The sequence below is a fragment of the Martinezella sp. CNPSo 3964 genome (genome assembly GCF_057784375.1).
In genome coordinates this window covers 1-25,208 of the sequence record NZ_JBXSOW010000016.1, presented here as the reverse complement: position 1 = coordinate 25,208, position 25,208 = coordinate 1, and the positions used below count along the sequence as shown (strand labels likewise).

At 57.7% G+C, this 25,208-nt stretch carries 23 protein-coding genes and 2 pseudogenes; 16 read left to right on the top strand and 9 right to left on the bottom strand.

Annotation, left to right across the window (positions count from 1 at the left end; all coding sequences use genetic code 11):
* Positions 1-195: 195 nt before the first annotated feature.
* Both AC13Q5_RS31810 and AC13Q5_RS31805 read right to left on the bottom strand, forming a co-directional pair.
* Positions 196-1,464, bottom strand: a complete 1,269-nt coding sequence (locus AC13Q5_RS31810) for a D-tagatose-bisphosphate aldolase, class II, non-catalytic subunit (RefSeq protein WP_488504365.1) — start codon at positions 1,462-1,464, stop codon at positions 196-198.
* The gene (locus AC13Q5_RS31805) at positions 1,461-2,450 is read right to left on the bottom strand and encodes a tagatose kinase (RefSeq protein WP_488504364.1); all 990 of its coding nucleotides are present in this window, start codon (positions 2,448-2,450) and stop codon (positions 1,461-1,463) included. Before AC13Q5_RS31805 ends, AC13Q5_RS31810 begins: the two co-directional genes overlap by 4 nt.
* 284 nt (positions 2,451-2,734) lie before the next feature.
* Between AC13Q5_RS31805 and AC13Q5_RS31800 the strand changes: the two genes are divergently transcribed.
* From AC13Q5_RS31800 to AC13Q5_RS31770, 7 genes are all read left to right on the top strand, one after another.
* Positions 2,735-4,048, top strand: a complete 1,314-nt coding sequence (locus AC13Q5_RS31800) for an ABC transporter substrate-binding protein (protein WP_488504363.1) — start codon at positions 2,735-2,737, stop codon at positions 4,046-4,048.
* A 152-nt stretch (positions 4,049-4,200) separates the two neighbouring features.
* Positions 4,201-5,109 carry a carbohydrate ABC transporter permease gene (locus AC13Q5_RS31795; protein WP_488504362.1) on the top strand — a complete coding sequence of 303 codons (909 nt, stop codon included), beginning with the start codon at positions 4,201-4,203 and terminating at the stop codon, positions 5,107-5,109.
* Positions 5,110-5,121: 12 nt separating this feature from the next.
* Positions 5,122-5,955 carry a carbohydrate ABC transporter permease gene (locus AC13Q5_RS31790; RefSeq protein ID WP_488504361.1) on the top strand — a complete coding sequence of 278 codons (834 nt, stop codon included), beginning with the start codon at positions 5,122-5,124 and terminating at the stop codon, positions 5,953-5,955.
* A gap of 9 nt (positions 5,956-5,964) precedes the next feature.
* Positions 5,965-7,077, top strand: coding sequence for an ABC transporter ATP-binding protein (locus tag AC13Q5_RS31785; protein ID WP_488504360.1), 1,113 nt, complete (start codon positions 5,965-5,967; stop codon positions 7,075-7,077).
* A gap of 27 nt (positions 7,078-7,104) precedes the next feature.
* On the top strand, positions 7,105-7,875 hold the full coding sequence (locus tag AC13Q5_RS31780) for an L-iditol 2-dehydrogenase (RefSeq protein WP_457882115.1): 771 nt from the start codon (positions 7,105-7,107) through the stop codon (positions 7,873-7,875).
* Positions 7,876-7,885: 10 nt separating this feature from the next.
* Complete coding sequence (locus AC13Q5_RS31775; RefSeq protein WP_488504359.1) at positions 7,886-8,893, top strand: zinc-dependent alcohol dehydrogenase family protein; 1,008 nt, start codon at positions 7,886-7,888, stop codon at positions 8,891-8,893.
* 108 nt (positions 8,894-9,001) lie between these two features.
* Positions 9,002-10,024, top strand: coding sequence for a LacI family DNA-binding transcriptional regulator (locus tag AC13Q5_RS31770; protein WP_075855113.1), 1,023 nt, complete (start codon positions 9,002-9,004; stop codon positions 10,022-10,024).
* A gap of 43 nt (positions 10,025-10,067) precedes the next feature.
* Here AC13Q5_RS31770 and AC13Q5_RS31765 read toward each other — a convergent pair whose 3' ends face one another.
* From AC13Q5_RS31765 to AC13Q5_RS31750, 4 genes are all read right to left on the bottom strand, one after another.
* Positions 10,068-10,967, bottom strand: a complete 900-nt coding sequence (locus tag AC13Q5_RS31765) for an NADP-dependent oxidoreductase (RefSeq protein ID WP_488504358.1) — start codon at positions 10,965-10,967, stop codon at positions 10,068-10,070.
* 149 nt (positions 10,968-11,116) lie between these two features.
* A complete protein-coding gene (locus AC13Q5_RS31760; RefSeq protein WP_457882112.1) occupies positions 11,117-11,539 on the bottom strand; it encodes a DoxX family protein in 423 nt (140 codons plus the stop codon).
* 30 nt (positions 11,540-11,569) lie between these two features.
* Positions 11,570-11,941 (bottom strand): glutathione S-transferase N-terminal domain-containing protein, encoded by a 372-nt coding sequence (locus AC13Q5_RS31755; RefSeq protein ID WP_488504357.1) that lies wholly within the window; start codon positions 11,939-11,941, stop codon positions 11,570-11,572.
* On the bottom strand, positions 11,938-12,786 hold the full coding sequence (locus AC13Q5_RS31750) for a DODA-type extradiol aromatic ring-opening family dioxygenase (RefSeq protein ID WP_488504356.1): 849 nt from the start codon (positions 12,784-12,786) through the stop codon (positions 11,938-11,940). The genes AC13Q5_RS31755 and AC13Q5_RS31750 overlap by 4 nt, the downstream gene beginning before the upstream one ends.
* A 152-nt stretch (positions 12,787-12,938) precedes the next feature.
* Here AC13Q5_RS31750 and AC13Q5_RS31745 point away from each other — a divergent pair, with 152 nt between their 5' ends.
* From AC13Q5_RS31745 to AC13Q5_RS31735, 3 genes and pseudogenes are all read left to right on the top strand, one after another.
* On the top strand, positions 12,939-13,862 hold the full coding sequence (locus AC13Q5_RS31745) for a LysR family transcriptional regulator (RefSeq protein ID WP_488504355.1): 924 nt from the start codon (positions 12,939-12,941) through the stop codon (positions 13,860-13,862).
* A gap of 254 nt (positions 13,863-14,116) precedes the next feature.
* Positions 14,117-14,731, top strand: a complete 615-nt coding sequence (locus AC13Q5_RS31740; protein ID WP_075854934.1) for an outer membrane protein — start codon at positions 14,117-14,119, stop codon at positions 14,729-14,731.
* A 96-nt stretch (positions 14,732-14,827) separates the two neighbouring features.
* Positions 14,828-15,375, top strand: a pseudogene (locus AC13Q5_RS31735) (IS1595 family transposase); the annotation flags it as partial.
* 67 nt (positions 15,376-15,442) lie between these two features.
* On the opposite strand, the pseudogene AC13Q5_RS31730 reads toward AC13Q5_RS31735, so the two are convergent.
* The 3 genes and pseudogenes from AC13Q5_RS31730 to AC13Q5_RS31720 all read right to left on the bottom strand — a co-directional run.
* Positions 15,443-15,920 (bottom strand): annotated as a pseudogene (locus AC13Q5_RS31730) (recombinase family protein); the annotation flags it as partial.
* Between the two features lie 10 nt (positions 15,921-15,930).
* Complete coding sequence (locus AC13Q5_RS31725) at positions 15,931-16,308, bottom strand: lysozyme inhibitor LprI family protein (protein ID WP_488504354.1); 378 nt, start codon at positions 16,306-16,308, stop codon at positions 15,931-15,933.
* 661 nt (positions 16,309-16,969) lie between these two features.
* Positions 16,970-17,992, bottom strand: coding sequence for a LacI family DNA-binding transcriptional regulator (locus tag AC13Q5_RS31720; protein ID WP_488504353.1), 1,023 nt, complete (start codon positions 17,990-17,992; stop codon positions 16,970-16,972).
* Between the two features lie 137 nt (positions 17,993-18,129).
* On the opposite strand from AC13Q5_RS31720, the gene AC13Q5_RS31715 reads away from it, so the two are divergent.
* The 6 genes from AC13Q5_RS31715 to AC13Q5_RS31690 all read left to right on the top strand — a co-directional run bounded on the left by AC13Q5_RS31715 (position 18,130) and on the right by AC13Q5_RS31690 (position 25,016).
* Positions 18,130-20,463, top strand: a complete 2,334-nt coding sequence (locus AC13Q5_RS31715; RefSeq protein ID WP_488504352.1) for a family 78 glycoside hydrolase catalytic domain — start codon at positions 18,130-18,132, stop codon at positions 20,461-20,463.
* A 75-nt stretch (positions 20,464-20,538) separates the two neighbouring features.
* Positions 20,539-21,810: an ABC transporter substrate-binding protein gene (locus tag AC13Q5_RS31710; protein WP_488504449.1), complete on the top strand. Its 1,272-nt coding sequence runs from the start codon at positions 20,539-20,541 to the stop codon at positions 21,808-21,810.
* Positions 21,811-21,866: 56 nt separating this feature from the next.
* On the top strand, positions 21,867-22,730 hold the full coding sequence (locus AC13Q5_RS31705; RefSeq protein ID WP_488504351.1) for a carbohydrate ABC transporter permease: 864 nt from the start codon (positions 21,867-21,869) through the stop codon (positions 22,728-22,730).
* The gene (locus AC13Q5_RS31700) at positions 22,727-23,551 is read left to right on the top strand and encodes a carbohydrate ABC transporter permease (protein ID WP_457882104.1); all 825 of its coding nucleotides are present in this window, start codon (positions 22,727-22,729) and stop codon (positions 23,549-23,551) included. The genes AC13Q5_RS31705 and AC13Q5_RS31700 overlap by 4 nt, the downstream gene beginning before the upstream one ends.
* Positions 23,552-23,554: 3 nt before the next feature.
* Positions 23,555-24,535, top strand: a complete 981-nt coding sequence (locus tag AC13Q5_RS31695) for an ABC transporter ATP-binding protein (protein ID WP_488504350.1) — start codon at positions 23,555-23,557, stop codon at positions 24,533-24,535.
* 46 nt (positions 24,536-24,581) lie between these two features.
* On the top strand, positions 24,582-25,016 hold the full coding sequence (locus AC13Q5_RS31690; RefSeq protein ID WP_488504349.1) for a hypothetical protein: 435 nt from the start codon (positions 24,582-24,584) through the stop codon (positions 25,014-25,016).
* Positions 25,017-25,208 lie beyond the last annotated feature (192 nt).

Here is a 25,208-nt window from a genome sequence, read left to right as displayed (position 1 = left end):
GACCAAAACATGGGCTATGGGACCTAGGGCGGCATCAGCGGTTCTGGCGATCCGCCTGTCATCGCGCCGTGCTCATGCGGCTGCGGAGATTGCCGGCAAGACCTCCCATCGTCTCTTGCAGCCCGCTTGGCAAGCCAGCCTGTCGCATGGTGCTCTGCCAGTTTCGTTAGAAGCAGATCCGAGTTTCCGGATCGCTCAACCGACTTGCCTGCACGCGCGTCCGTATGTTTCGAGGACATCGCCGACGAACGTTTTGACGATCCTGCTTACACTGTCCTTCGCGCCGATCCTATCTGCCATCCGCCCGAGGAACTGGCTTGCCAGCGTCGGCGGGATTTCGCGCCCGTGAAGTGTATCGGTGAGCTTTTGAACAGCTGCAACAGCCTCTGGATAGCCCCAGTAGTAGCGAATTCTGTCACTATAGCTGTAGCGGAGCTGAAGCCGGATAATCTCATCGCTGCCGTGGTAATGCCCTGCCCAGTCGCTGGTATGTTTCAGCATGAGGCGCTCCATGGTGACGGCGAGGTTGCGGTCATAGTCCGGGTCAAGTTCCGTTGCGATCAGGTCGAGCGCGAAGAGGCCTTCTCGCAGCGCGAACGTCAATCCAGGCCCAACCTTCAGAATTGGAAATCCATCGCGCACCAGTGCGGTCAGTGCGCCTTCCGACTGGTAGTCGGTCGAATGTGCTTCGAAAACCAGGCCAACTTCATCATCGAGCACACCGGTGAGCTTCCTTGCGAGCTCAGGTCTGTAGCCGACCACGTTTTCATTGCCGAACTCCACACCCGGCTGGACGACGAAGGCAATGCATCTCTCGAATGCCTCCGACAGCCCCTCCCTTGCGAAAATCTCGCGATGAATCTCGATGGTGGCCCTGGCGGCTTCGGCCCCGGTCGGCTCGACGACATCGAGCGCATGGTCAGCGCCTCCCGGGACCGGGACTTCCGTCCCCAGCACATAGAGTGGCTTGGTGCGTGCTTCCCGCGCGGCGTGCTCGGCGACTTTGGCAAGCCTTGCCGCTCTTTGAGCCACGATCGCATCGTCGAGGGCGGATGGGTCATCGGCACATGCCATGGATGCGTCGAGATGGATTTTGGTAAAGCCCGCTTTCACATATCCAGCAACCATGACCTCGGCTTTGGCCATTGCCTCGGAAGCGGTCTCCCGTCGCCAGGGATTCGGCCCGAGATGGTCACCACCGAGGATTATGTCGGAAGTCCCGACCCCATTGGCTTCAGCGAGCGCGAGAACGTCTCCGGCAAAGTCCGCCGGCGTTTTTCCGGTATAGCCGCCGAACTGATTAACCTGATTACAGGTCGCCTCTATCAGGACGGGACCGCCTTCCCGTTGAGCCAGCGACATCGTCGCTTCAAGCACGAGCGGGTGCGCCGAGCATACCGACGTAATTCCGACCGGCTTGCCCGCGCGGCGAGCGCCTGCAAGGCTTTTGAGGAAAAGGTTCACGCTGCCCTCCGCGGATTTGTGGAAAGGAAAAAATCAAGTTGTACGGTGTCGGGCAGACCGGTCATAGGCCCCCGCCGGGTCACGTTATAAGCTCCGGCCGCGGCCGCCCTTTCCAGGGAGACCTCCGGGCCAAGGCCCTGCCGACGCGACGTCAAATAGGTCGCGCCAAAGGCATCTCCTGCACCGGTTGGATCGACTTCGTCAACTTCGAACCCATGGAAATCGTATCTCGCACCGGAGGCCCCGAAGAAGGTCGCGCCCTGCCTGCCGCGCTTCAACACAATTTCGCCGACACCGCGAGCCTTTAATGCCTTGACGGCCTCGGCCTCCCCGTCCGTTCCCGCGGCCACGAAGAGCTCTTCGCCGGATGGCAGCAGAAGATCGGCATTCTGGATCATGGTTTCGAACTGGCTCCGGAAATTTCCCGAACCGAGGAGCTCCTTGCGGACATTCGGATCGAATGACACCGATCCGCCGCGCGAACGAACCGAACGGATGGCGGCATCGATGACTCCAGCGGCTCCCGGAATTGCAAATGCGGATCCCATCACATGCACATGTCCGGCCTTCGCAATCAAGGTTTCTGCTGGGGGTGTGAGGCTTATCGCGCCCGCTGCCGAGTGCATGATGTTGAATATGAAGTCTCTCGTTCCGTCGTCACGATAGCGGACAAACGCACTTCCGGTCGGCCGATCAGGCGAGATGGATATGGCCGACGTGTCCGCGCCATCCTGCCTGAGACGCTCTATATTCACAGCGCCGAAATCGTCGGCTCCTACCGTTGCAATGATGCCGGCCGCACCGCCGAGGCGTGCAACCTGGTCGATGAATATCGCGGGTGCGCCACTCGGAAACGGACCGATGAGCGTCTGAGGCTCCTTGAATCCGAACCCCGTGGTGCTCGCCATGATCTCGACGAGTATCTCGCCGACCGTGATCGTCGGGCCGAGGCTTTCCGGAGCTATGCGGCCATTATGAGCAATCATGCGTTCGTCCTCCCTGCTGCCTTGATCGGTAGATCTTCCAAAGGCTCGCGTCAATAATAACTTTACGCATGAAAATTTTGATTGGCGCGTATATTTTCATCGCAAATGAACGTCTCCGAACGTGAGTAGAAATAATATTGTTAATTTTCAATTATATAGCCGATAACTGCCAGATCGCGTCACCTCTTGTCAATAAATTTTGATTGACATAGATCACATACTAAATAATTGAATATTTACGCACGTAACTTTGTGCGCTAACGCTCGTAAGGAGGAGCGAGACGATGAAGAGGATTCTTGCTGTAATGCTGTCTTCGGCCGCCGGCTGCTCACTGGCTGCAGGTTTGGCTCAGGCTGAGGAATTGACCATCGCCACCGTCAACAACGGCGATATGATCATCATGCAAAAGCTTTCCCCCGAATGGGAAAAAGAGACGGGCAACAAGCTCAACTGGGTCGTTCTCGAAGAAAACGTGCTCCGCCAGAAGCTGACCACGGACATCGCGACGAAGGGCGGCCAATACGACATCATGACCATCGGCGGCTATGAAGCGCCGATCTGGGGCAAGAAGGGCTGGCTTCAGCCGATCGACGATCTCGGCGACGACTACGACTACGGCGACCTGCTGGCGCCGATCAAATCCGGCCTGACCGTCGACGGCAAGCTCTACGCCGTGCCGTTCTACACCGAAAGCTCGTTTACCCTCTACCGCAAGGACCTGTTCGACGCTGCGGGCCTCAAGATGCCCGACCAGCCGACCTACGATCAGATCAAGGAATTTGCGGACAAGCTCACCGACAAGTCCAAGGAGCAATACGGCCTTTGCCTGCGCGGCAAGCCGGGTTGGGGCGAGAACATGGCTTTCCTCGGAACCATGATCAACACCTATGGCGGCCGCTGGTTCGACATGGACTGGAAACCGCAGATCAACTCCCAGCCGTGGAAGAAGGCCATCACCGACTACGTCGATCTCATGAAGAAGGACGGCCCTCCCGGCGTGACGTCAAACGGCTTCAACGAGAACCAGGCCCTGTTCTCGACCGGTCACTGCGCCATGTGGATCGACGCAACCTCGGCAGCCGGCCGCGTTTACGACCCCAAGCAGAGCCAGGTGGCCGACAAGATCGCCTTCACGCGCGCTCCGGTCAATGTGACCCCGAACGGATCGAGCTGGTCGTGGTCGTGGAACCTCGCAATTCCAACCTCTTCCACGAAGGAGGAGGCTGCCAAGTCCTTCATCAAGTGGGCCACCTCCAAGCAATATGTGAAGATGGTCGGCGGGAAGGAGGGCTGGGTTGCCGTCCCGCCCGGCACCCGCAAATCAACCTATGACCTGCCCGAGTACCAGAAGGCCGCTCCTTTTGCCGGCACCGTGCTGAAGGCCATCCTTTCTGCCGATCCGGCGCATCCGACCAAGGATCCGGTTCCCTACACGGGCGTCCAGTTCGTCGCGATCCCGGAATTCCAGGGGATCGGAACGATCGTCGGTCAGCAGATCGCGTCGGCGCTTGCAGGCCAGCAAACGGTTGATGCAGCCCTCGACAATGCCCAGAAGCAGGTCGAGCGCGAGATGAAGAAAGCCGGCTACCCCAAGTGAGGTAACCGCTTCGCCCGCGGTGTCGCGACCGCGGGCTTCCTCCCGGAGGGTTCCGGCAGCGCCCGCTGCCGGAACTCCGGTTCGCTTCCCTTCCCAATCGCTCCGTCCGATCGCCGCCATCAGGCGGCCGAGGCTCTGCGAAGAGGTTTTCGATGACAACGATTTCGCGTGAATTCATCCGGCGGACACAGAAGCACTCCAGCCGCTCGATCAGGACTGGCCCGCTTCTTGCGCCTGCAGTCAGCCTTCTCCTGGCCTGGATGATCGTTCCGCTCGCCCTGACGCTCTGGTTCTCGATGCAGTATTACAATCTGCTTGATCCATTGAGCGCAGGTTTCGCCGGTCTCGACAACTATTCCTATCTGCTGACCGACGACGGTCTTATGGCGGCGATCTTCAGGACCCTCGTCATTCTTTTCGCCGTCCTTGCCCTATCCATCGGCTTCGGAGTGGTGTTCGCGCTGCTCTTCGATGTCGAGTTCGCCGGTCGCGGGGTTGCGCGGCTGTTGATCATCGCCCCGTTCTTCGTCATGCCGACGGTTACTGCGTTGATCTGGAAGAACCTCCTGATGCACCCGGTCAATGGGCTCTTTGCCTATCTTGCCAAGCTCGTCGGCCTGGCTCCGATCGACTGGTTCGTGCAGATCCCGATGACCTCCATCATCATCATCGTTGCCTGGCAGTGGATACCGTTCGCGACCCTTATCCTGATGACCGCCATGCAGTCGCTCGACCGCGAACAGATGGAAGCCGCCCGGCTTGACGGTTCGAGAGGATGGTCGACGTTCCGTCACATCATACTGCCGCATCTTTTGCGACCGATCTCCGTCGTCGTCATGATCGAGACCATCTTTCTGCTCGCAGTATTCGCGGAAATCCAGGTCACGACGACGGGCGGGCCAGGTACGGCGACCACGACGCTCACCTACTTCATCTATAACAAGGCCCTTCTCCAGTGGGACGTCGGAGCTGCATCGGCCGGGGGCGTTTTCGCGATCATCCTCGCAAATATCGTCGCGGCATTCCTGATCCGCACCGTCGCCCGCAATCTGGACAATTGAGGAGAGACGAGAATGGCAACGCGAAACAACCTCATTCATTCTCAGAAGCTCTGGTGCGGAATCGGCGGATGGACTGCAGCGCTGCTGATGTTCTTTCCGATCCTCTGGATGCTCATGGCATCATTCAAAACCGAGATTGATGCGGTAGCGACCCCTCCGAAGATTTTCTTTACGCCGACGCTGGAAAACTTCGTCGATGTCAATGCCCGTGCCAATTACGTCCAATATGCACTGAACAGTGTCGTCGAGAGTATCGGCTCGACTATATTATGCCTCGCAATAGGCATTCCTGCTGCCTATGCGGCTGCTTTCTTTCCGGGCAAGAGAACCAAAGATCTCCTGATGTGGATGCTCTCGACGAAGATGCTTCCCGCCGTCGGGGTATTGGTTCCCATCTATCTATTGTGTCGCGACAGCGGACTTCTGGATACGCGAACAGCTATCGTTATCGTCTTTACGTTGTCGAACCTCCCGATCGTGGTCTGGATGCTCTACTCCTTCTTCAAGGATGTCCCGCATGAAATCCTCGAAGCCAGTCGCATGGATGGTGCCAGCACCTTCGAGCAGATCTGGTACCTGCTCCTTCCCCTGACGCTTCCAGGGATCGCATCCACTGCACTTCTCTCTACGATTTTGTGCTGGAACGAAGCCTTCTGGAGCCTGAACCTCACCGCTTCCAAGGCAGGTCCGCTCACTGCGTTCATCGCATCATTTTCTTCGCCCGAGGGACTTTTCTGGGCGAAGCTCTCGGCGGCTTCGACGCTCGCCATCACACCCATCCTCGTCTTCGGCTGGATGACACAGCGCCAGCTCGTGCGCGGTCTGACCTTCGGCGCCGTCAAATAGGAAACGCATATGGCTACTCTCAGTCTCAAGGAAGTGAAAAAGACCTTTGGCGCGGTCAACGTCATCAAAGGCGTCGATCTCGATATCAGCGATCGGGAATTCGTGGTGTTTGTCGGTCCGTCGGGCTGCGGGAAATCGACGCTGCTGCGCATGATCGCCGGGCTCGAGGATATCAGCAGCGGCGACCTGATCATCGACGGCGATCATGCCAACGACATTCCGCCTGACCAACGTGGCCTGGCAATGGTGTTCCAGACCTATGCGCTTTATCCCCACATGTCAGTCAAGGACAATATGGGGTTCGCGCTGAAGCTTGCCGGCGTCTCGCAAGGCGAACGGGATACCAAGATCAACGAGGTCGCAGGCCTCTTGCAGCTCGGGCATCTGCTGGATCGCAAGCCGAAGCAACTCTCCGGCGGGCAACGCCAGCGCGTCGCTATCGGGCGCGCGATGGTTCGTTCGCCGCGCATCTTCCTGTTCGACGAACCGCTTTCCAACCTGGACGCCGCCCTGCGCGTGCAGATGCGCATAGAGTTGGCACGTCTCCACGACCAGCTTGGTGCAACGATGATCTACGTCACCCACGATCAGGTCGAGGCCATGACACTTGCCGACAAGATCGTGGTTCTGCGCGACGGCCGCATCGAGCAGGTGGGCGCGCCGATGGAACTCTACCATAATCCGGTGAACCAGTTCGTCGCGAGCTTCATTGGCTCGCCAGCCATGAATTTCCTTCCCGTCACGGTATCTGGCGCCAGTGCATCCGGCATCTCGGTGTTATTGCCGGGTGGCGCAGATTTGGAGGTCCCAACTTCCGGCGCCATCAGCTCCGGCGCAACAATGACGCTCGGCATCAGACCGGAGCATCTCCGCATCGCTAGCGAGGGGCTTATCTCAGGAGAGATCATGGTCGTCGAACGGCTTGGCGGCCATACCTATGTCTATGTGCAGATCGCCCCCGGACGATTGCTCATCGTAGAGACGGATGGAGCCGACAGCCATCGCCTGCATGAGACAGTCTCTCTGACATTCAATGCGTCAGACAGTCATCTTTTCAATGAAAACGGCATCGCGCTGCACAGGTTCGAAGCCAACCGTAGCATCACCAATGTTGCGCATTAGGCGCAACCTCTGTCAGCGAGGACTATCATGAAACTGAAAGACAAGATCGCACTCATCACCGGCGGCGCGCGCGGCATCGGGCTTGGTTTTGCCGAAGCCTTCATCAAGGAAGGCGCGAAAGTCATCATCGTCGATGTCAATATCGACCGGGCTTCCGAAGCGGCCAGAGAGCTTGGGTCGAATGCAACGGCAATGAAACTCGATGTCACCGATCTCTCGGCCATCGACGCTGTCGTCAAGGAGATCGACCAGGCCTATGGCGGCATCGATATTCTGGTGAACAACGCCGCCATCTTCGACATGGCTCCGATCAACGAGATCACCGAAGCCAGCTATGAGAAGGTGTTTTCGATCAATCTGAAGGGTCCCCTCTTCATGATGAAGGCCGTTTCCAACGTCATGATTGCCCGCGGTCGCGGCGGCAAGATCATCAACATGGCAAGCCAGGCCGGCCGTCGTGGGGAAGCACTCGTGCTGCTCTATTGCGCGTCCAAGGCAGCCATCATTTCGGCAACGCAATCGGCGGCTCTGGGCTTGGTGAAGTACGGGATCAACGTAAACGCCATCGCGCCCGGCGTGGTCGATGGCGAGCACTGGGATATCGTCGATGCCCACTTCGCCAAATGGGAAGGCTTGAAGCCGGGCGAGAAGAAGGCTGCCGTTGCCAAGTCCGTTCCGATTGGAAGGTTCGCAACGCCTGACGATATCAAGGGCCTCGCAGTCTTCCTGGCGTCTTCGGACAGCGATTACATTCTCGCGCAGACCTACAATGTCGATGGCGGCAACTGGATGAGCTGAGTGATCTCAAATGAAAGCGATATGTTTCACTGAAAAGGGCGTTTCAGGGCTGGCCGATATGCCGTTACCCGCGCTGGCGCCAGGCCATGCCCTCATCCGCGTGAAGGCCGCAGGCCTCTGCCATACGGATATCGACGTCCTGCATGGCCGCTATGGCGAGGGGCGCTTCCCCCTCGTTCCCGGCCATGAATATACCGGTTTGGTCGAGGCGGTCGCTGAAGACGTGACCGGTTTGCGGCCGGGCGCAAGGGTCGCCGTCGATCCCAACCTGCCTTGTGGCACCTGCAATCTGTGCCGCAAGGGACTGACAAATCTTTGCAAGGAGCTGAAGGCCTATGGCGTCACCCAAGATGGTGGCTTTGCCGAATACAGCATCGTCAGGGTGTCGCACCTGCACGATATCGGCGATCTTTCATACGATGTCGCGGCTTTGGCCGAGCCGCTCGCCTGTGTTCTCAACGGACTTGGCAATATCGGCCTGACGACCGGGATATGGCGGGCGGAAAACGCTCTGGTATTCGGCGGCGGCCCGATCGGGCTGCTGCTTGCCCTCTCGATCAGGGCGCAGGGCGTCAGCGATGTCGTCGTTGCCGATATCGATGAAAGCCGCCTGAGCTTTGCCCGGGAGTTGGGATTGGATGCCATGCATCCCGCATCCCCGGAACTCCAGGGCCGTAAACGATCTTTCGATCTTGTTGCCGATGCGACGGGTGTTCCGACAGTCGTGGAGAGCATGCCGGAATTTGCACAGGACGGCGGTGCGATCCTGGTGTTCGGCGTCTGCGCTCCTGGCGTCCGGGTCCCTATATCCCCCTTCGACATCTTCCGGCGTCAGTTGACGATTGCAGGCTCGCACTCGTTGAATCAGAATCTGCCTGCCGCCCTTGATTTGCTTCGTAAGGACAAGGGTACAATGGCCCGCCTGATCTCGCATCGGCTTCCGCTCAAGGAGGTACTGCCCTTCTTCACCCAAAAAGGCGGCGCGCCCACGATGAAGGTGCAATTTGTCGCGGAATAATCTCGGTTCCTCCCATGGGGAGGAACTCTCTTTTCCCTCGAGAAAGAGTCGGATAGAGACTTTTCTATAGAGTCTGGAGACAAAGTCGTGCCGAAACCGATCAAGACAATGGAGGATTTCTCGGAGTTCGTCGGCCTTTCTCGCCCCACGGTGTCCAAATACTTCAACGATCCGAGTTCAGTCCGAAAGAAAACGCGCGAGACTATCGAAGTTGCGCTCAAGAAATCAGGATTCCGGCCAAACCTCTTTGCCGTCAACCTCAATCGGCGCCGGACCAATATCGTCGGGATCGTCATTCCAAATTCGATCGACCAGTTTTATATGGCGCTCACCCGAAGGATTGAAGCGCTGGCGACAGAAGCGGGGTTTTTCCCACTTGTCTTGTCGACGGACGGGCAGTCCGACCTTGAGGACAGGGCGATCCGCACCCTCAAATCATTGAACGTGGCCGGCGCGATCATCGCGCCGCTCGGGGTGGAATCCCACCAGCAAACCCTGGCGGAATATGGCAGAAGCGTTCCGCTCGTTTACGTGGATTCACCGTTGGATGACACTTCCGCTTTTGTCGGTACCGATAACCAGCAAAGCTTTGGGCTGATCGTCGATTATCTATGCCGGTCGGGTGAGCCACCGAGCTATCTCGGGATGCCCGACGTGAACACGAACGCCCGTACGCGCGAAGCTGCATATGTCAACGCAATGACGCGGTTCGGTTTGACACCACGGATCCTGCCTTCGGCAAAAATCCGTACTTGGGATTTCGAAAGATTCGGCTTCGACGAGATGATGCGGCTCACCGACCTGAAACGATTGCCGACGAAAACCATTCTTTGCGCAAACGACCGAATTGCGTTTGGCGCGATCGCGGCTGCCTACAAGATGGGTCTTAAAGTTGGACATGGCGCGACGTCCGACATCCGCATTGCCGGACATGACGATCATCCCCTGTCGAGATACGCGTGTCCGCCGATCACTACGGTCGCGCAGAATGTCAGCGAAATCGGCAGGCGGGCTGTTGACATGCTTCTCAGCATGCTCGGCGACAACGATGAGAACGAAGATAAAATCGATGCAACCTCGACTGCGCGATTTCTATTATCCGCCGACCTCATGCTGCGGGAATCGGCCTAGTATCCGAGCTCCGGATAAACCGGAGCGACGAGGTTCATTACATTCAATGCCTTAATACGACTTTGCCTTGGGCACCGGCAGCGATCACGCTGTGCGCCGCACCGATCTCCCTCAGCTCGAATGAATGCGATACGGGTATGACGAGCAAACCCTGGGCCGCAGCATCGAGTACCGCATCGAGGGTGGAAGCATCCGTTTGATGGTAGAGCTCGTGGATGGTGACGCGATTGTTCTTGGCGCTATCAGGCACCGGAACGATGCTCGCGACTTGCCCATTGTCAACAACATGTCCGATCAGGTTTCCGGCCACGGGAGCCGCAGCGCTAATGGCGTATCGAAAGGTGGGCTTCTGTGCCGCAACCGTAATATCCAACGTCTCCCCGGTAAGTTGACGGGCTTCATCCAGTCGCTCCGGCCGAACACCCGCCACCGGTTCGGCGCCGAGCTGCTTCATATATTGGATTGCCGCCCGGCCGACGGAGCCCAAGCCGCCCGAGATCAATACGCGATCGCCCGCGCCAATCCCGAGGGCCTCCACTGTCTGGCGTCCGGTCAGACCGGCCTTTATCAATGCGGCCCCTTCCTCAAAACTCAGTGCGGCCGGCAGCTTGGCAACCGAAGTGGCGGGAACGACACCAAACTCGGCATGGGCGCCTTTGCCATTTGCCGGGAAATCGGCAACGACCCGGTCGCCAATCACAAAACCTGTAACGCCTTCTCCAATTTCCGATATCGTGCCGGCGGCATCTCCACCCAGTACTGCCGGCAGCGAAAGCGGTATGTATTGCGCCATGAAACCCTGACGCAAGATGAGATCGAATGGATTGACCGCGGATACTTCGATCTTGATCAGTACCTCGCCTGTACCCGGCTTCGGCGTCGGAATATCCCCGATCTCAAATTGATCCGTATCACCGTAGGATTTGAGAAGCGCAGCCTTCATCAGTCGTCTCCAAAGGTTTTCTGTTGATGTCACACGATTCAGCCCTGCTGTGGGACTGAGGCCCACTCCCGTTGGCAGCTACGGCTGCGCCGGCTGTTAGGTTCAACCCAAGCGACGCGCTCTCGTCGCAGGACGAGAGCGCGTTTGCCTTACGCGCGTTCAGTCAGCGATATCTGCTTCGAAGACGGACGAAGAACATTATCCAAGGCCCAGCTGCCGGCGCCGGCAAAGGCGATGAAGAGGAAGATGAAGCAGAACATGATCGCTGCCTCACCCATGTTGAGTGCCGGCCAGAAACCTTGCGGGGCATGCGCCATCCAGTAAGCGGCTGCCATTTCGCCGGAGGCGATGAAGGCGGCGATACGCGTGAAGAGGCCAACGGTTATCAACAATCCGGTGACGATCTCGATTGCGCCGGCGGCAAGCATGATGGCCGGCAGCGGGTAGGTTACGCCCGGAATTGCTGCCGGGAACTGGAAGAACTTCATGGTCGCATGTTCGAGGAAAAGCAATGCGGTCACGATCCGCAGGATCGCAAGAACGTGAGGGGTCCATTTCGTGGTATTCAACATGATATTTCTCCTGAATGGCCGCCGAGATCATCAAGCGGCAGTGGCTTTGAGTTCGAAATTTTCCTTCCAGAGCGCCATCATTGGCTTGAGTGCGCCTTCGACATAACTGGCGAGCACAGGCATGTCGGCCGGATCGCGACCTGCTCTGGCGGCAAGAAGCGCGATGATGGCGTCGGATTCGGTCAGATAACGACCCGGCTCGAGCTGGGCGGCGGGAAAACTTACGGTGTCGAGCTTTTTGGCAAGCTCGGCACGTATGTCATCCTCCTGCTGCGATCCCGGCTCGAATTCGTGAATTGCAACCGCGTCCATCAAGCCGGCCTCCAGCAAGAACAGCTTCACTTTGAGACAGAACGGGCAACTCCTTCTGACGTAGATAGCCGGCTTCGTCAGCTCGCTCATTTCGCGTCTCCACCGACTGCTGCCGGCACAGGTGCGTCGCCGAAGCGGAAGCTGGATGCAGTGAGCCCACCGGCGAAGTCAGTCTGATGGTAGGTGACGGCGCCGGGCTCGTCTCGTGCCGCACCAACGGCCACCATCAGCGGAATGAGATGATCCTCGCGCGGATGTGCTGCCCGGGCTGACGGGGCCTGCTCCCATTCCAGCAAGAGCTTTGCGCGATCGTAGGGAGATGAATGGATCAGCGTCTGCTGGAGCCAGGCATCGAACTGGCGGGATGGTTCGTAGCCCTCCTTCCCGCGCATCGCTGGAAGATTGTGGTAGCTGAGACCGCTTCCGATAATCAGTACGCCCTCGTCGCGCAGCGGCGCGAGCGCGCGCCCGACCTCGAGATGCAATGCCGGATCGTAGCCGGCATCCAGAGACAGCTGAACGACCGGAATGCTTTCTTCCGGATAAAGCGGCTTCAGAATGCTGAAGGTCCCGTGGTCGAAGCCGCGGGTCGGATCGAGCCCCGCCTCGATCCCGCGCGCATGCAGCAGAGCCTGTACCCGCTTGGCAAGCTCGGGTTCGCCCGGAGCGCCATATTTGATATGATAGAGATACTCCGGAAAACCATGATAGTCGTAGACCATTCCGGGATGGGCGCCCGACGATATGGAAAAACCCTGTTCCTCCCAATGGCCGGAGACAACCAGGATCGCGCGGACCGTATTTCCCAGTTCCGCACGCATCTCGATCAGAGACTGTTCGAGCTTGTCGAAATTATTGCGGAATTCGCCGCTCATGTAAGGCCAGGGGCCGCCGCCGTGACTGATGAAGAAGGTCGGAAGACGATGCTTGTTCACATGTTTCATCCTTGTAGCGGGGCACTCACCATCAAACTCGAGACCGGAATGGATGATGAGCTAGGCCCGTGTGATCTGGCCAAACTAACTTTTCTCATTTATTGATCAATGCTGCTTACATTGAAGAAACATTTCCTATGAGTTGATGATCCATGGATACGTTGACGAGCTTGCGGGTCTTTTGCGCGGTGGCGGAATTTAAGAGCTTCACGGCCGCTGCGGATCGGCTTGGCCTCTCACCGGCAATGGCAAGCAAACATGTCATGCATCTTGAAAACCGGCTGGGAACCAGGCTGCTGAACCGAACCAGCCGGCATGTCAGCATGACGGAAAGCGGCCTGCTCTATTTCAATCAGGCCCGGCAGATGCTCGATGGACTGGACGAGGTGGAGGCGGCCGTCAGCAACGTAACCGTCATGCCGCGTGGAACCTTGCGGCTCAGTGCTCCGGTATGGGCAGCGAATGCGCTCATCGCCCGGGTGATTGCCGAATACCACCAGCGCTATCCCGACGTGCGCTTCGACATGGATCTCAGCGGCCGGATCGTCAATCTTGTTGATGAGGGCTTCGACCTCGCCCTGCGGGCAACCTCCCCCGAGCGGCTCGATCCCAATCTCATCGCCCGACCGTTGATGCGCGTCGCTTTTCATCTCGTCGGATCACCGGCCTATCTATCACGCACAGGCTGTCCGAGGGAGTTGGCTGATCTCAATGGTCACTCGCTGCTTGCCTATAGCGGCATGAATGCGAACGGCAGCATAGCCGTCGCCGGGCAGGACGGCACCCAGACCGTGAACTTCCGTCCCGTCATGCAAAGCGAAAACGAGATCATGCTGCATCTGGCAGCACTTGAGGGCATGGGGCTGGTTTTCCTGCCGATGTGGATGACGCAAAGCGATATCGCCGACGGCCGATTGGAGATGGTGCTGCCGAAAGCCGTGACATTCGACGCCACATTGCATGCGGTCTATCCCAGCAGGAAATACCTTTCTGCGAAGGTTCGAACCTTCATCGACTTCCTCGCTTCGCGGCCAAATCTGTGCTTGGAGGCGGCCGAAGACCCGCGGACCGCATAAGCCCATTTTGGTTGGACGTTTCCTACGAAATCCTGCGGCTTTGGACGCGGCCCACGCACAGCATCGCTTTCAGATCCCGCAACCGGCTGATCTTGTGCTTCCTGGCACTCTCGCGGTGCTTTTTGCCGCTGCAACAAAACTGAACATGAAAGCACACACAGCAATCTTGCAGACGGCATAGTCACCCTATGAGCCGGGCCGATGCGACACGCGAACGCCTTTCCGTTGGTGCAAACACATGAGGCACTGCCATTATGCATATCAAGCTTTTCGTCGTCGGCGCCCTGGCGTCATTCCTGGCCGTCCCGGCTCTCGCCGCCGATCTCACCTACGAGCATTCCGCGCCGGTCGCCGAACAGGGATCTTCAGCCTATGACTGGTCCGGCTTCTATCTCGGTGGGCAGGGTGGCTACGTTTGGAACAAAGGAACCGTTCTGGGCGCCGACCGCAATCTCGACAACGGCACGGCCGGCGTTCATGCCGGATATAATTTCCAATCCGGCAATATCGTTTATGGCATCGAAAACGACTTCAACTACAATTTCAAGGACAAGAAGGAAGCAGATCTCGAATGGGACGCGTCGGGCCGCGCTCGCGTCGGTTACGCCCTGGACCGGACGCTGCTCTTCGCGACAGCCGGTGTCGCTGCTGCCGGCGGCAAGGTTGACGTTTCTGGCGTCGGGAAAAAGGACGATATTCTGATCGGCTGGACGGCCGGCGGCGGCATCGAGCACGCCCTCACGGATAATGTGATCGTTCGCGGCGAATACCGTTATTCCGATTTCGGAAACAAGGATTTCGGATCGGCGATCGGGGACTTCGGCGCCACTCAGAACAAGGTTCTCGTTGGCGCAAGCTATAAGTTCTGAAAGAACGAACAGGGCCTTTATCAACCAAAGACAGTAAATTCCTTTTAATATAGGATATTCGGTGCGATTCTTCGGTCCACTCCGGAGGTGACGATTATGTCTGAAATGATAGTGGCAACGCTTTCCAATCTTCGAACAGCTGAAGACATGATTGCTGCATTCCGAGACGAAGAGCATTGCCGTCGTTTGCTGGAGGGCATGGTGTGGCCGAATGGTAGGATCTGCCCGGCCTGTGGTTACAAACACTCGATCGCGATAGCTGGCCGGGACGTACGCAAGCACCGTGCGCGTCCGGGTCTCTATCAATGCTCCAGCAGTGATTGCCGTTTCCAGTTCACGGTGACAACGCACACACCTCTGCATGCCACGAAACTTCCCTTGCGCACATGGCTTAAGGCGATGTGGCTGTTGCTGCAATTGGACAAAGGCTTGTCCTCGATCCGTCTCGCCGAGACACTCGGGGTGAGCCAACCGACCGCCTGGCGGATCGGTCATGCGCTGCGCCTCATGGTAGCGCGAGCACATGCTCGATAGCACGGTGGAAGTTGACCATTTCTATCTTGGTGGAAGGCCAAGAAAGCAGCCTGATGGGCCGCCATCGGGGGCGAGGCCGCAAGCGGCAGGCAAATACGGAAAAGACGCCGAAGCCACGACGGCGGCATCAATATCAAATCCGCCGTGGCTGTCTTTGGTTGATAAAGGCCGCGTACGCTAAGCTGGGGCAGACCGTGAGCTCTCGTCTCGGACCCACATAACAGTTTGTCGACTGGTCGCGAATTTCCTGGCTATCACAGAAACGTTGATGCCCTTCGCGAGATCATCGCGCACATCCTGTTTCTGTTCTTGGCTGAGTTTCGACGGCCGGCCGAGCGTCCTACCTTCTGATTTTGCGCGCCTGAGGCCGGATTGGCTTCGCTCGATCAGCAAATCTCGCTCGAACTGAGCTACCGCATTAAGCACTTGCATGATCATCGTGCCGGACGAGCTGGTGAGATCGGCGCCGCCGAGCGCCAGACGTAGACCCTTACCCCCGTTTCGACGAGAGCCTTGACGGTTGTACTGACATCGATGGCGTCTCGGCCGAGCCGACCGAGCTTGGTCACGATCAAAATGTCCTCGGACTCCAGCTTGTCCATTAGCCGGGAAAAGCCGAGGCGTTGCTGCCCGAAACCGTCTCGGTGATGATCCGGCTGTCGCGATCACGGTTTACAGGACAGATCGCCGCCTGGGCACTTGAGCTGCTCGGTCAGATCGCGGGTCCGCTGCTCGGTGAGTGCGGTCGCGCACTCGCCGAGCAGCATCGACATGATCGTGCCCTCTCGGCCGAGGCGATCCGGATCGCTTCCAGTTTCCAGGTTGCATTCGAGGTCACGAAATTTGAGCCATGCCTCTTGCGCAAGCTTCAGATTGCGCTTGCCAAGTGGTTCGAGCCTGGCGTCGAGAGCTACATAGGCCTGATCCAGGGCGCTTTCCGCAGTCTTCAGCTTATCGGCGGCGCAGAGGGTCTTAGCTGTCTGATCCGACGCCCCGGCGCAAAGAGCAGGGACGGCGGCAAAGCTTTGGGGACAAGGCAACATGCCTGCTGCAACGATTAGGGCCCATAGGTATAGGGCCTGTGATGTGCGGCGACCTGGACGTGCCCAACGGTGCGGGTGACTGCGAGGTCTCGAGATATGGCGTGCCATTGCATAGATATCGCTCTGAAATGACGAGAGCTCCAATATCAGCTTCTCCTGTTGTTTGCGGTCCGCAAGAAGCTGCCGGCCAAGAGCAATGCAGCGGAGGGATCGCCGATATCTGCCGATCTATAATCATTAGTGTAGGCAACACGGGATGACAATAAGGAGCCGAAAAAACGATGTAGAAGAAAATTGACATGTTTGGCTCGGGGACGTGATTGGTCCACTCGGCATTCGTCCTTCGATATCGTTCCGGGGTCAGGCCGGCAAATGCGCCGAAGCCACGACGGCAGCATCAATATCAAATCCTCCGTGGCTGCCTTTGGTTGATAAAGGCCAGGAACAGTAAGCGGTGCCGGCCAAGACCGTCAGACAAACCGGCAATTGGACTCAAGAGAAAATCTTCGGCTCGATTGCCGGTACGGCATGTTGCCGGTCTGCCTTTGCAAACATCACCTAGCCATCCAGTCGGAACAAAAATCCGGCTGTGCCCGCGCTGAAACAAGAGAGCCGGACATGGAGAGAGCCCGTCCTTCTTCCCATTCGTCCGGATCGCGCATCAAGTGCTGCCACGCAATTCCACGTGGGGTTCGATCAACAGATGCCTCGCGTCACGCCGGCCATCAATCCTGCTGAGTAGAACCTCCACAGCCGTCCGCCCGAGCTGCATCTGATTTTGATCGACGCTCGTCAGACCGACAAGCGGTATGGCGGCCATCGGAGAATTGTCATAGCCGATGATCGCAAAATCTTCAGGCACCCGAATTGCACTCGTCCGCGCTGCATTGATCAAGGGTACGGCATCGAGATCGGACCACACGAAAACCGCACGAGGACGGTCCTTCGCATCGAGAAAATTCCGGATCGCCTGCTGGCGGTCGACGGCAACAGGTGGTAGCCGGATAATACGCCCCTTGAGCCCGGCCTGCTTCATGGCGTCGAGGTAGCCCTCCTCGCGCTGCACGGCGACGATAGTCGCCGGCGAATCCAAGAGATCGTAGCTGAGCATGGCGATATCCTGATAGCCGGCGCGCAGGGCCGCCTCGACGGCCAGATATCCACCCCGTCGATCGTCCGAATTGACGGTGTCATAAGTCTCGGCATGCGGCTCGTGATGCGCGATGACGACAATCGGAATCTGCCGAGCATAGCGCTCCAAAACCTTGCCGGATATGCGCGGGGCAATGATGACGACGCCATCCATCCGGTTATCGATCATCGATTCGATCATTGACGCTTCGATCGAGCTTGCCGAGCGGCCAATGCCGATCAATGCCTTGAAGCCATTTTCCGACAGCGCGGCATTGGCCTCTTCGATAACGCCCGGAAGGAACGGGTTCGACAGTTCGATCACCAGAACACCAACGGTCTGCGTCCGTCCACGCATCGCTCGCGCGGCAACCGATGGGCGATAGTGAAGCTTTTCGATCGAGGCTTCGACCCTGCCTCTCAGGTTGTCACTAACGCCATAAGCGTTGCGCAAGACCTTCGACACCGCCGCTACAGACACGCCGGCATCTTCTGCCACATGCCGGATGGTCACCCTTTCCTGCGTCGCGTTAACGATCTGATTTTTCGTCATAAACTGTCTCAATCCCCGATCCAGGCAAATTATAGGCACAAAACTCTTGCGCCGCAATCGATTGTGTAGAATGATATACATAGAACGATACACAAAATCGTATCCCGCCGGAGGACAGGCGGCTGAGGAGGCATGCAATGACAATTCGCTCAGACCACGGCGCCGCCGTGGCCAAGACCCATGTTGATTCCGCGTTCCAATTTGTTGCATCGATGATCGCGCCCGCTTGCGATGCCGGTCAGGGAACCGCGGGAACATTCGTCTCCCGGCAATTCACGCTGGAAAAATTGCCAACCGAAGCGACGCTGCGCATTTCCGCGCTGGGGCTCTATCGTGCCTTCATCAACGGCAGGCGCGTGGGCGACGATCTGCTCACGCCGGGCTGGACCTGTTATGACGATCGGATCGCATACCAGACCTATGACGTTACCGAGCATCTGCGCATTGGCGAGAACCGCATCGAGATCTGGCTCGGGGACGGATGGTACCGCAGCCAGCTGATGTGGGCGCTTAACCCGGTCTTCAATTGCTGGGGCGAACGGGTGGCGGCGATTGCAGAGCTGAATGGCGACGACCGGCTGCTCTTGAAGACCGACGACAGCTGGAAGAGCGGTTTCACGCCGGTCAGTCGCAACGGCATTTATTATGGAGAGGATTATGACGCTTGCATTGCGCCGCGCGACAGCCATGGCGTCGAGCTTTTGGCCTTTAACAGGGGATTGCTCGTTCCGCACGAGACGAACCCCGTCATGGAACTCCCCGAGCACGCACCGATCGACAGCTGGATCGAGGATGGCGGCAGCAACGTCTATGATTTCGGCCAGAATGCCGGCGCCTATATCCGCATCCGTGTGAAAGGCGAGAAAGGCGCCAAGCTTCGCATCGAACATTCGGAAGTGCTCGGCCCTGGGCGATTTTTCGACAATCGCAACTATCGCAGCGCACGCGCCGAGCTGATCTATACGCTCGCCGGAGAAGGAGAAGAGGTCTACGCGCCGCTCTTCACCTTCATGGGCTTCCGATATGCGCGTCTGAGCATCACCGGCCGGGCGGAACTGGTCAGCATCGTCATGGTTCCGATATCGTCCGTCCCCGTGGGCGCCGGCGGTTTCAATTGCGGCGTCGCCGCAGTCAATCGCCTGGTCGAAAACACCATCTGGTCTCAGCGCTCCAATTTCATCGAGGTGCCGACAGACTGCCCGCAGCGCGATGAACGACTGGGCTGGACCGGTGATGCGCAGGTCTTCGCCGGGACGGCCTGCTGGCTGGCGGACAGCCAATCCTTCCTCAGGAAATTCCTCCGCGATGTCATGCACGACCAACGCGCCGATGGGGCAGTCTCGCATTTCTCGCCGGACCCGACACGCCTTCATCCGATCGACGGTCGTGGCGACTGGGCGGGCTCGACCGGCTGGGGAGATGCCATCGTCATCATCCCCTGGCAGCTTTACCTCCATTATGGCGATGCCGCCGTGCTCAAGGAGTGCTTCCCGGCCATGCTGCGCTGGCTCGACTATTTGTGGAGCATTTCGAACGGGCCGATTATCCGCCCGCCAGCCGTCTGGGGAGCGCCCGGCTTTACTTTCGGCGATTGGCTGCAGCCCGTTGGTGACAATCGCAAGCCACGCCCGACAGTGGCTGATGACTGCGCGGCAACCCTCTATCATTTCATTTCGACGCAGCTGGCAGCAAAGATCGCCCGCATTCTCGGCGAAGATCGGGAGGCTGAACGTCTGGAAATCCGGAAAGAGGAGATCCGGGACGCCTTCAAGACCGAGTTCTTTACGCCATCCGGCCGCATCGCCCACAATGATCAGACATCATGGGCGCTGGCCTTCCTATATGGCCTTGTTCCGCCGGAGCATGAGAAGGCCGCCCGCGCCTATTTCCGGCGCGTGTCCGAAGAAACCGACGGCGTCATTGGCACGGGTTTCATAGGGACCCCCGCGCTGCTTCCGGCTCTCACGCGGCTCGGAATGCATGACCTTGCCGAAAAGATGTTTCTCAATCGCAAGGTTCCAGGCTGGCTATACCAGGTTGATCAAGGCGCGACGTCGATATGGGAGCGATGGGATGCGCTTGCTGAAGACGGCACGATCTACGATCCTGACATGAACAGCTACAATCACTATGCCTATGGCGCCGTATGCCAATGGCTTTTCGAGGATGTCGCCGGGATCAAGCCGCTGGAGGAAGCTCCGGGCTTCGAAGAAATCTCATTCGATCCGACCATCCTGTCGGCATTGTCGCCGGTTTCAGCCTGGCATGACACACGGTTCGGACGCATCGAGACGGGCTGGACGGTGAAGGGAGAAACCGTCGCATGCCGTCTGTCGCTGCCGGAAGGCATAACGGCCCGCCTGGAGGCAAGACAGGATCGACAGTCGCTGAGGGTGGATGGCGCCGAGATCGAACCAGGCAGGGAACTCAAACTGGGTAAGGGGGAACACACGATCACCTTTGTCATCTGATACGAAGGCTTGCGGCCCCTTATCCCGCAAGCAGGCAGCTCAATTCATTCCGGTCTTCAGGAGGAGGAAATGACTATGAGAATGATGAAGTGCGTCCTTGCCGCAATTTCAATGTCGCTGGCAACGGGCGTCGCGCATGCCGACGTGACGCTCAGCGTCCTGATTGACACCAACCCCGAATCCATCGCGTCATTCGATGCCGTCTCCAAGGCCTATATGGAAAAGCATCCGGATGTGAGCTTCGATGTTGAACAGCGCGCCGGTGGATCGGAAGGCGACAACATCATCAAGACTCGTCTTGCGACAGGCGAAATGGCCGATGTTTTTCAATATAATGCCGGATCGCTGTTTCAGGCCCTGAAGCCGGAGCAGACGATGGCTGATCTGAATGATCTTTCTTCGGAAGCTGGAATTCTCGACAGTTTCAAGAAGGTCGTCACGAGCCCCGACGGCCATGTTCGTGGCATCCCATTCGGCCCGGCCATGGGTGGCGGCATCTTCTATAACCGCAAGATCTATGCCGAGCTCGGCCTTGCGCCACCCAAGACCTGGGCAGAATTCATGGCCAACAATCAGAAGATCAAGGCGGCCGGCAAGGTGGCGATCGCCCAGACCTACGGCACGACCTGGACATCTCAGCTTTTCGTGCTTGCCGATTTTCACAACGTTCAGGCCGAGATCCCCGATTTTGCCGCCAACTATACCGCCAACAAGCAGAAATACGCCAATACACCCGCTGCCTTGCGAGGGTTCGAACATCTGGAAGAGGTCGCCAAGGACGGATTTTTCAACGCCGATTTCGGCGCGGCGAGCTTTGACGACGGCATGCGCATGGTCGCCACCGGCGAAGCCGCTCACTATCCAAATCTCACTTTCGGCATCGGAAACATACAGCAGAACTTTCCCGACAATCTGAAAGATCTCGGTTTCTTTGCGCTTCCTGGAACAGATGCCGCCAAGAATGGCCTGACCGTCTGGATGCCCGCCGCACTCTATGTCTCCGCGAAATCGGAGCATGTCGAAGAGGCCAAGAAATTCGTCGACTGGGTCGGCTCCAAGGAGGCCTGCGAGCTGATGGCAAAGGCCGTTCCCTCAGGCCCCTATCTCGTGAGGGGATGCGAGTTGCCGAAGGACATTCCACCGGTCGTCTCCGACATGCTGCCATATTTCGAGACGGAAGGGCACGCAACTCCGGCATTGGAATTCCTGTCGCCGATCAAGGGGCCGGCCCTCGAGCAGATCACCGTCGAGGTCGGGACAGGAATCCGCTCCGCCAAGGACGCCGCGGCTCTCTATGATCAGGATGTCGAAAAGCAGGCCAAGCAACTTGGGCTGCCCAACTGGTAACCTCCCAGCCGATCCCCCGCCCGGCATCGGTCCGGGTGGGGGTCCAAGGTAGCTCCATGGCCACACGCAAATCACCCTATCCCTATTGGTTCGTTCTGCCGGCAGCCGTGATATTCACGGTTCTCTTTCTGGTGCCGACTGCCGCCTCCTTCTGGTTCAGCCTGACACGCTGGGATCTCTTGACCACCCAGTTTATCGGCCTGGACAACTATCGCCAGTTCTTCCGGGAACCATTTCTGATCCAGGGTCTGGTCAACACGATCATCTATGCGGTGATGACCTCCGCTACGAAGACGATCCTGGGTCTGCTGCTGGCAGTCCTTTTGACCTCAGGCATCTGGGCGCAGGGCCTGTTGCGCACCGTGATCTTCTTTCCGGTTCTGGTGTCGACGATCGGTGTCGGCATCACGTTTTCCGTATTCATGCATCCGACCCGCGGCCTGATCAACGTCACGCTCGCTGCCATTGGCATCCACGGACCCGGCTGGCTGACAGACCCGGCACTGGCGCTCTATTCGATAGTCTTTGTCGATCTCTGGAAGGGCATCGGTCTGGCAACCGTCATCTATATCGCCGGTCTCGCCTCGATCAGCCCCGATTATTATGAAGCCGCCAGGATCGATGGTGCAACGCGTCGCCAGATGTTTTTCCGCGTCACCGTTCCGCTGGTGAAACCGGCAACGATTACCGTCGTGACCCTGTCGCTGATCGGTGGATTGCGCAGCTTCGACCTGATCTGGGCGATGACGCGCGGTGGCCCGAGCTTCTCCTCGGATGTGCTGGCAAGCGTCATCTACAAGCAGTATCAGGCTGGATTCTACGGTCTGTCGACAGCAGGAAATGTCATCCTGTTCATCCTCATCGGCGCGATCATTCTACCGATAACGGCCTGGTTTAACCGTAGGGAGGTGGACCTTTGACCCGCCGTCAACTTTATATCGGCATTGCATCTCTGACTGCCTGCGGCTTGATATTCGTCTTGCCCTTCCTGTTCATCTTCATAACTGCTGCCAAGACAAAACAGGAAGCGGCGTCATTGACCTTCACTCTGCCTCAGGAATGGCAGCTGGTGCAGAATTTCATCGAGGTTATCCAAACGCGCAATTACATGCTTCTGTTGGCATATTTCAATTCAACCATCATCACTGTTGCCGCCGTTTCGCTGCTTGTTCTGCTTGGTGCCATGGTCGGTTATATTTTGCAACGCCGCCCATCCGGCTGGAATAGAATTATATATGGTTGCGTTCTTGCCGGCCTCATGATCCCGCCTGCCGTTGTACCGACCATCTGGGTTCTGCAGTCGATCGGCCTGTTCAAATCCATATCGGGAATGATACTTATTCAAGTTGCCTATGGTCTTGCTTTTACCGTCCTCATGTTTCGTAGCTTCATCGCGACAATTCCGCGCGATCTTGACGAAGCAGCAATCATCGATGGAGCAAAACCGCTGCAGATCTTCTTTCGCGTCGTGCTGCCATTGCTGAAGCCCGTGACCGTGACCATCATCGTTGTGCAGTCGATCGCCATCTTCAACGACTTCACGAACCCTCTCTATTACCTGCCTGGCAGGGAAAACGTAACGGTGCAGCTGACGCTCTACAATTTTCAGGGGCAGTTTCAGACGCAGTACAATCTTCTGTTCATGAATATTCTATTGGTGACGATCCCGCCGCTCATCGTCTTCGTGTTCTTCAACAGGCAGATCGTGGCGGGCATGACGGCCGGCGCAGTGAAAGGATGAACCATGGCAAGTGTCGTTCTTCAGAACATCCGCAAGGACTTCGGCAGTTTGACTGTGATGAATGGTGTCGATCTGACCGTTGAAGCCGGGGAATTCTGCGTCTTCGTCGGCCCATCCGGCTGTGGAAAGTCCACTCTTCTGCGCATGATCGCGGGATTGGAAACCTCGACTTCGGGCAGGATTTCCATCGACGGCAAGGACGTAACGGACGCCGAGCCTTCGGCGCGCGGCATCGCGATGGTTTTTCAATCCTACGCGCTCTATCCGCATCTGACGGTCAGCGAGAACATCGGCTTCGGCCTTTCGCTCGCCAGGCGCCCGAAGGCTGAGATTCAGGAAAAGGTTCGGCAGACTGCCGATATTCTCCAGCTCTCGCATCTGCTGGATCGGAAGCCGAAGGCGCTCTCCGGCGGTCAACGGCAACGTGTCGCGATCGGCCGGGCAATTATTCGCAATCCAAAGGTTTTCCTGTTTGACGAACCTCTCTCCAATCTCGACGCATCCTTGCGATCGCAGATGCGGATGGAACTGACCGAACTCCATGCCAAACTTGGAGCCACGATGATCTATGTCACCCATGATCAGGTCGAGGCAATGACGATGGCAGACAAGATCGTCGTGCTCAACGGTGGCCGGATCGAACAGATCGGAACGCCGATGAGCCTTTATCACGACCCGGCCACGCCTTTCGTCGCGGGCTTCATCGGATCGCCGAAGATGAACCTGTTTGAAGGCGAGGTCGCCGCCATGGAAGGATGCACGACCTACGGAATCCGGCCGGAACATATCACGCTTTCGGCGACGGAAGGAAAATGGCAAGGGCGTGTGCGCCATATCGAACGGCTCGGCGCGGACACGGTCGTCCATCTGGACGTCGCCGAACTGACATCGCTTGTTGCACGCACCGACGGCGATCGGCCGATCCAGATTGGCGAGGCTTTGTTCGCCACGCCGCTGACCGGCAAGGAGCACAGATTTTCGTAGCAGCGACCCTCTTGATCCTGCAAGTGGCGAGCTTTATGGGTTTCGCGTGACGGCTGCAGGAAGAGATTGGCGGGCGTCCTATGATAACGAAAATGCTCGGGCTTTCAGCTGCCGGGTCGTAAATCCGCGGCGACGGCAACCTCATCGCGGCGGTCAGGAAACGCGCCGGCTGAGATATGGAAAATCCGTCACGTGGGCGTTGTTGTGCGTCATCGCCGCCAAGGTGGCCTGGTTCATCGGCCATGACACGCGCGCCAATGTAGGCGACGGTTGCAGTTTGTTGGCCTTTCCACGCAATTATGACAATTACAGATTGTATAGCAATGACAATATTGTCGTTTTATATGGTATAATGCAAGCAGGTGCACTTCATTACCGCCAAGCGGCTACTGATGATTTGCAAATACTCATGAAATATACAATTTCTTGGTTACTTACCAAGTATTTGAATTATTTAACTAAAATTATGCAATTCTGGTGATCATTAATTATTTTCTTAGACATGTCTGGCTTCTTTAGCATTGCAGCGCCAAATGCGACGAGCAGAATGCTCCTTGCCTGCAATGTTCCCCGTCTTCAGAGCAGGCAATCGCCGACCTATATCGGTCTTCGTCGTGTAGGCAGCAGCCAGCTCGCTAAAAATCAATGAGCCGCCATGTCATTTCTTCAGAAC

Excerpts from the sequence above, each read along its gene's own strand:
- AC13Q5_RS31695 (WP_488504350.1), top strand. The coding sequence starts at position 23,555 with ATGGCAAGTGTCGTTCTTCAGAACATCCGCAAGGACTTCGGCAGTTTG.
- AC13Q5_RS31790 (WP_488504361.1), top strand. The coding sequence starts at position 5,122 with ATGGCAACGCGAAACAACCTCATTCATTCTCAGAAGCTCTGGTGCGGA.
- AC13Q5_RS31775 (WP_488504359.1), top strand. The coding sequence starts at position 7,886 with ATGAAAGCGATATGTTTCACTGAAAAGGGCGTTTCAGGGCTGGCCGAT.
- AC13Q5_RS31765 (WP_488504358.1), bottom strand. The coding sequence starts at position 10,967 with ATGAAGGCTGCGCTTCTCAAATCCTACGGTGATACGGATCAATTTGAG.
- AC13Q5_RS31800 (WP_488504363.1), top strand. The coding sequence starts at position 2,735 with ATGAAGAGGATTCTTGCTGTAATGCTGTCTTCGGCCGCCGGCTGCTCA.
- AC13Q5_RS31760 (WP_457882112.1), bottom strand. The coding sequence starts at position 11,539 with ATGTTGAATACCACGAAATGGACCCCTCACGTTCTTGCGATCCTGCGG.
- AC13Q5_RS31715 (WP_488504352.1), top strand. The coding sequence starts at position 18,130 with ATGACAATTCGCTCAGACCACGGCGCCGCCGTGGCCAAGACCCATGTT.
- AC13Q5_RS31795 (WP_488504362.1), top strand. The coding sequence starts at position 4,201 with ATGACAACGATTTCGCGTGAATTCATCCGGCGGACACAGAAGCACTCC.
- AC13Q5_RS31805 (WP_488504364.1), bottom strand. The coding sequence starts at position 2,450 with ATGATTGCTCATAATGGCCGCATAGCTCCGGAAAGCCTCGGCCCGACG.
- AC13Q5_RS31720 (WP_488504353.1), bottom strand. The coding sequence starts at position 17,992 with ATGACGAAAAATCAGATCGTTAACGCGACGCAGGAAAGGGTGACCATC.
- AC13Q5_RS31725 (WP_488504354.1), bottom strand. The coding sequence starts at position 16,308 with ATGTTGCCTTGTCCCCAAAGCTTTGCCGCCGTCCCTGCTCTTTGCGCC.
- AC13Q5_RS31770 (WP_075855113.1), top strand. The coding sequence starts at position 9,002 with ATGGAGGATTTCTCGGAGTTCGTCGGCCTTTCTCGCCCCACGGTGTCC.
- AC13Q5_RS31755 (WP_488504357.1), bottom strand. The coding sequence starts at position 11,941 with ATGAGCGAGCTGACGAAGCCGGCTATCTACGTCAGAAGGAGTTGCCCG.
- AC13Q5_RS31745 (WP_488504355.1), top strand. The coding sequence starts at position 12,939 with ATGGATACGTTGACGAGCTTGCGGGTCTTTTGCGCGGTGGCGGAATTT.
- AC13Q5_RS31780 (WP_457882115.1), top strand. The coding sequence starts at position 7,105 with ATGAAACTGAAAGACAAGATCGCACTCATCACCGGCGGCGCGCGCGGC.
- AC13Q5_RS31785 (WP_488504360.1), top strand. The coding sequence starts at position 5,965 with ATGGCTACTCTCAGTCTCAAGGAAGTGAAAAAGACCTTTGGCGCGGTC.
- AC13Q5_RS31710 (WP_488504449.1), top strand. The coding sequence starts at position 20,539 with ATGAGAATGATGAAGTGCGTCCTTGCCGCAATTTCAATGTCGCTGGCA.
- AC13Q5_RS31705 (WP_488504351.1), top strand. The coding sequence starts at position 21,867 with ATGGCCACACGCAAATCACCCTATCCCTATTGGTTCGTTCTGCCGGCA.
- AC13Q5_RS31740 (WP_075854934.1), top strand. The coding sequence starts at position 14,117 with ATGCATATCAAGCTTTTCGTCGTCGGCGCCCTGGCGTCATTCCTGGCC.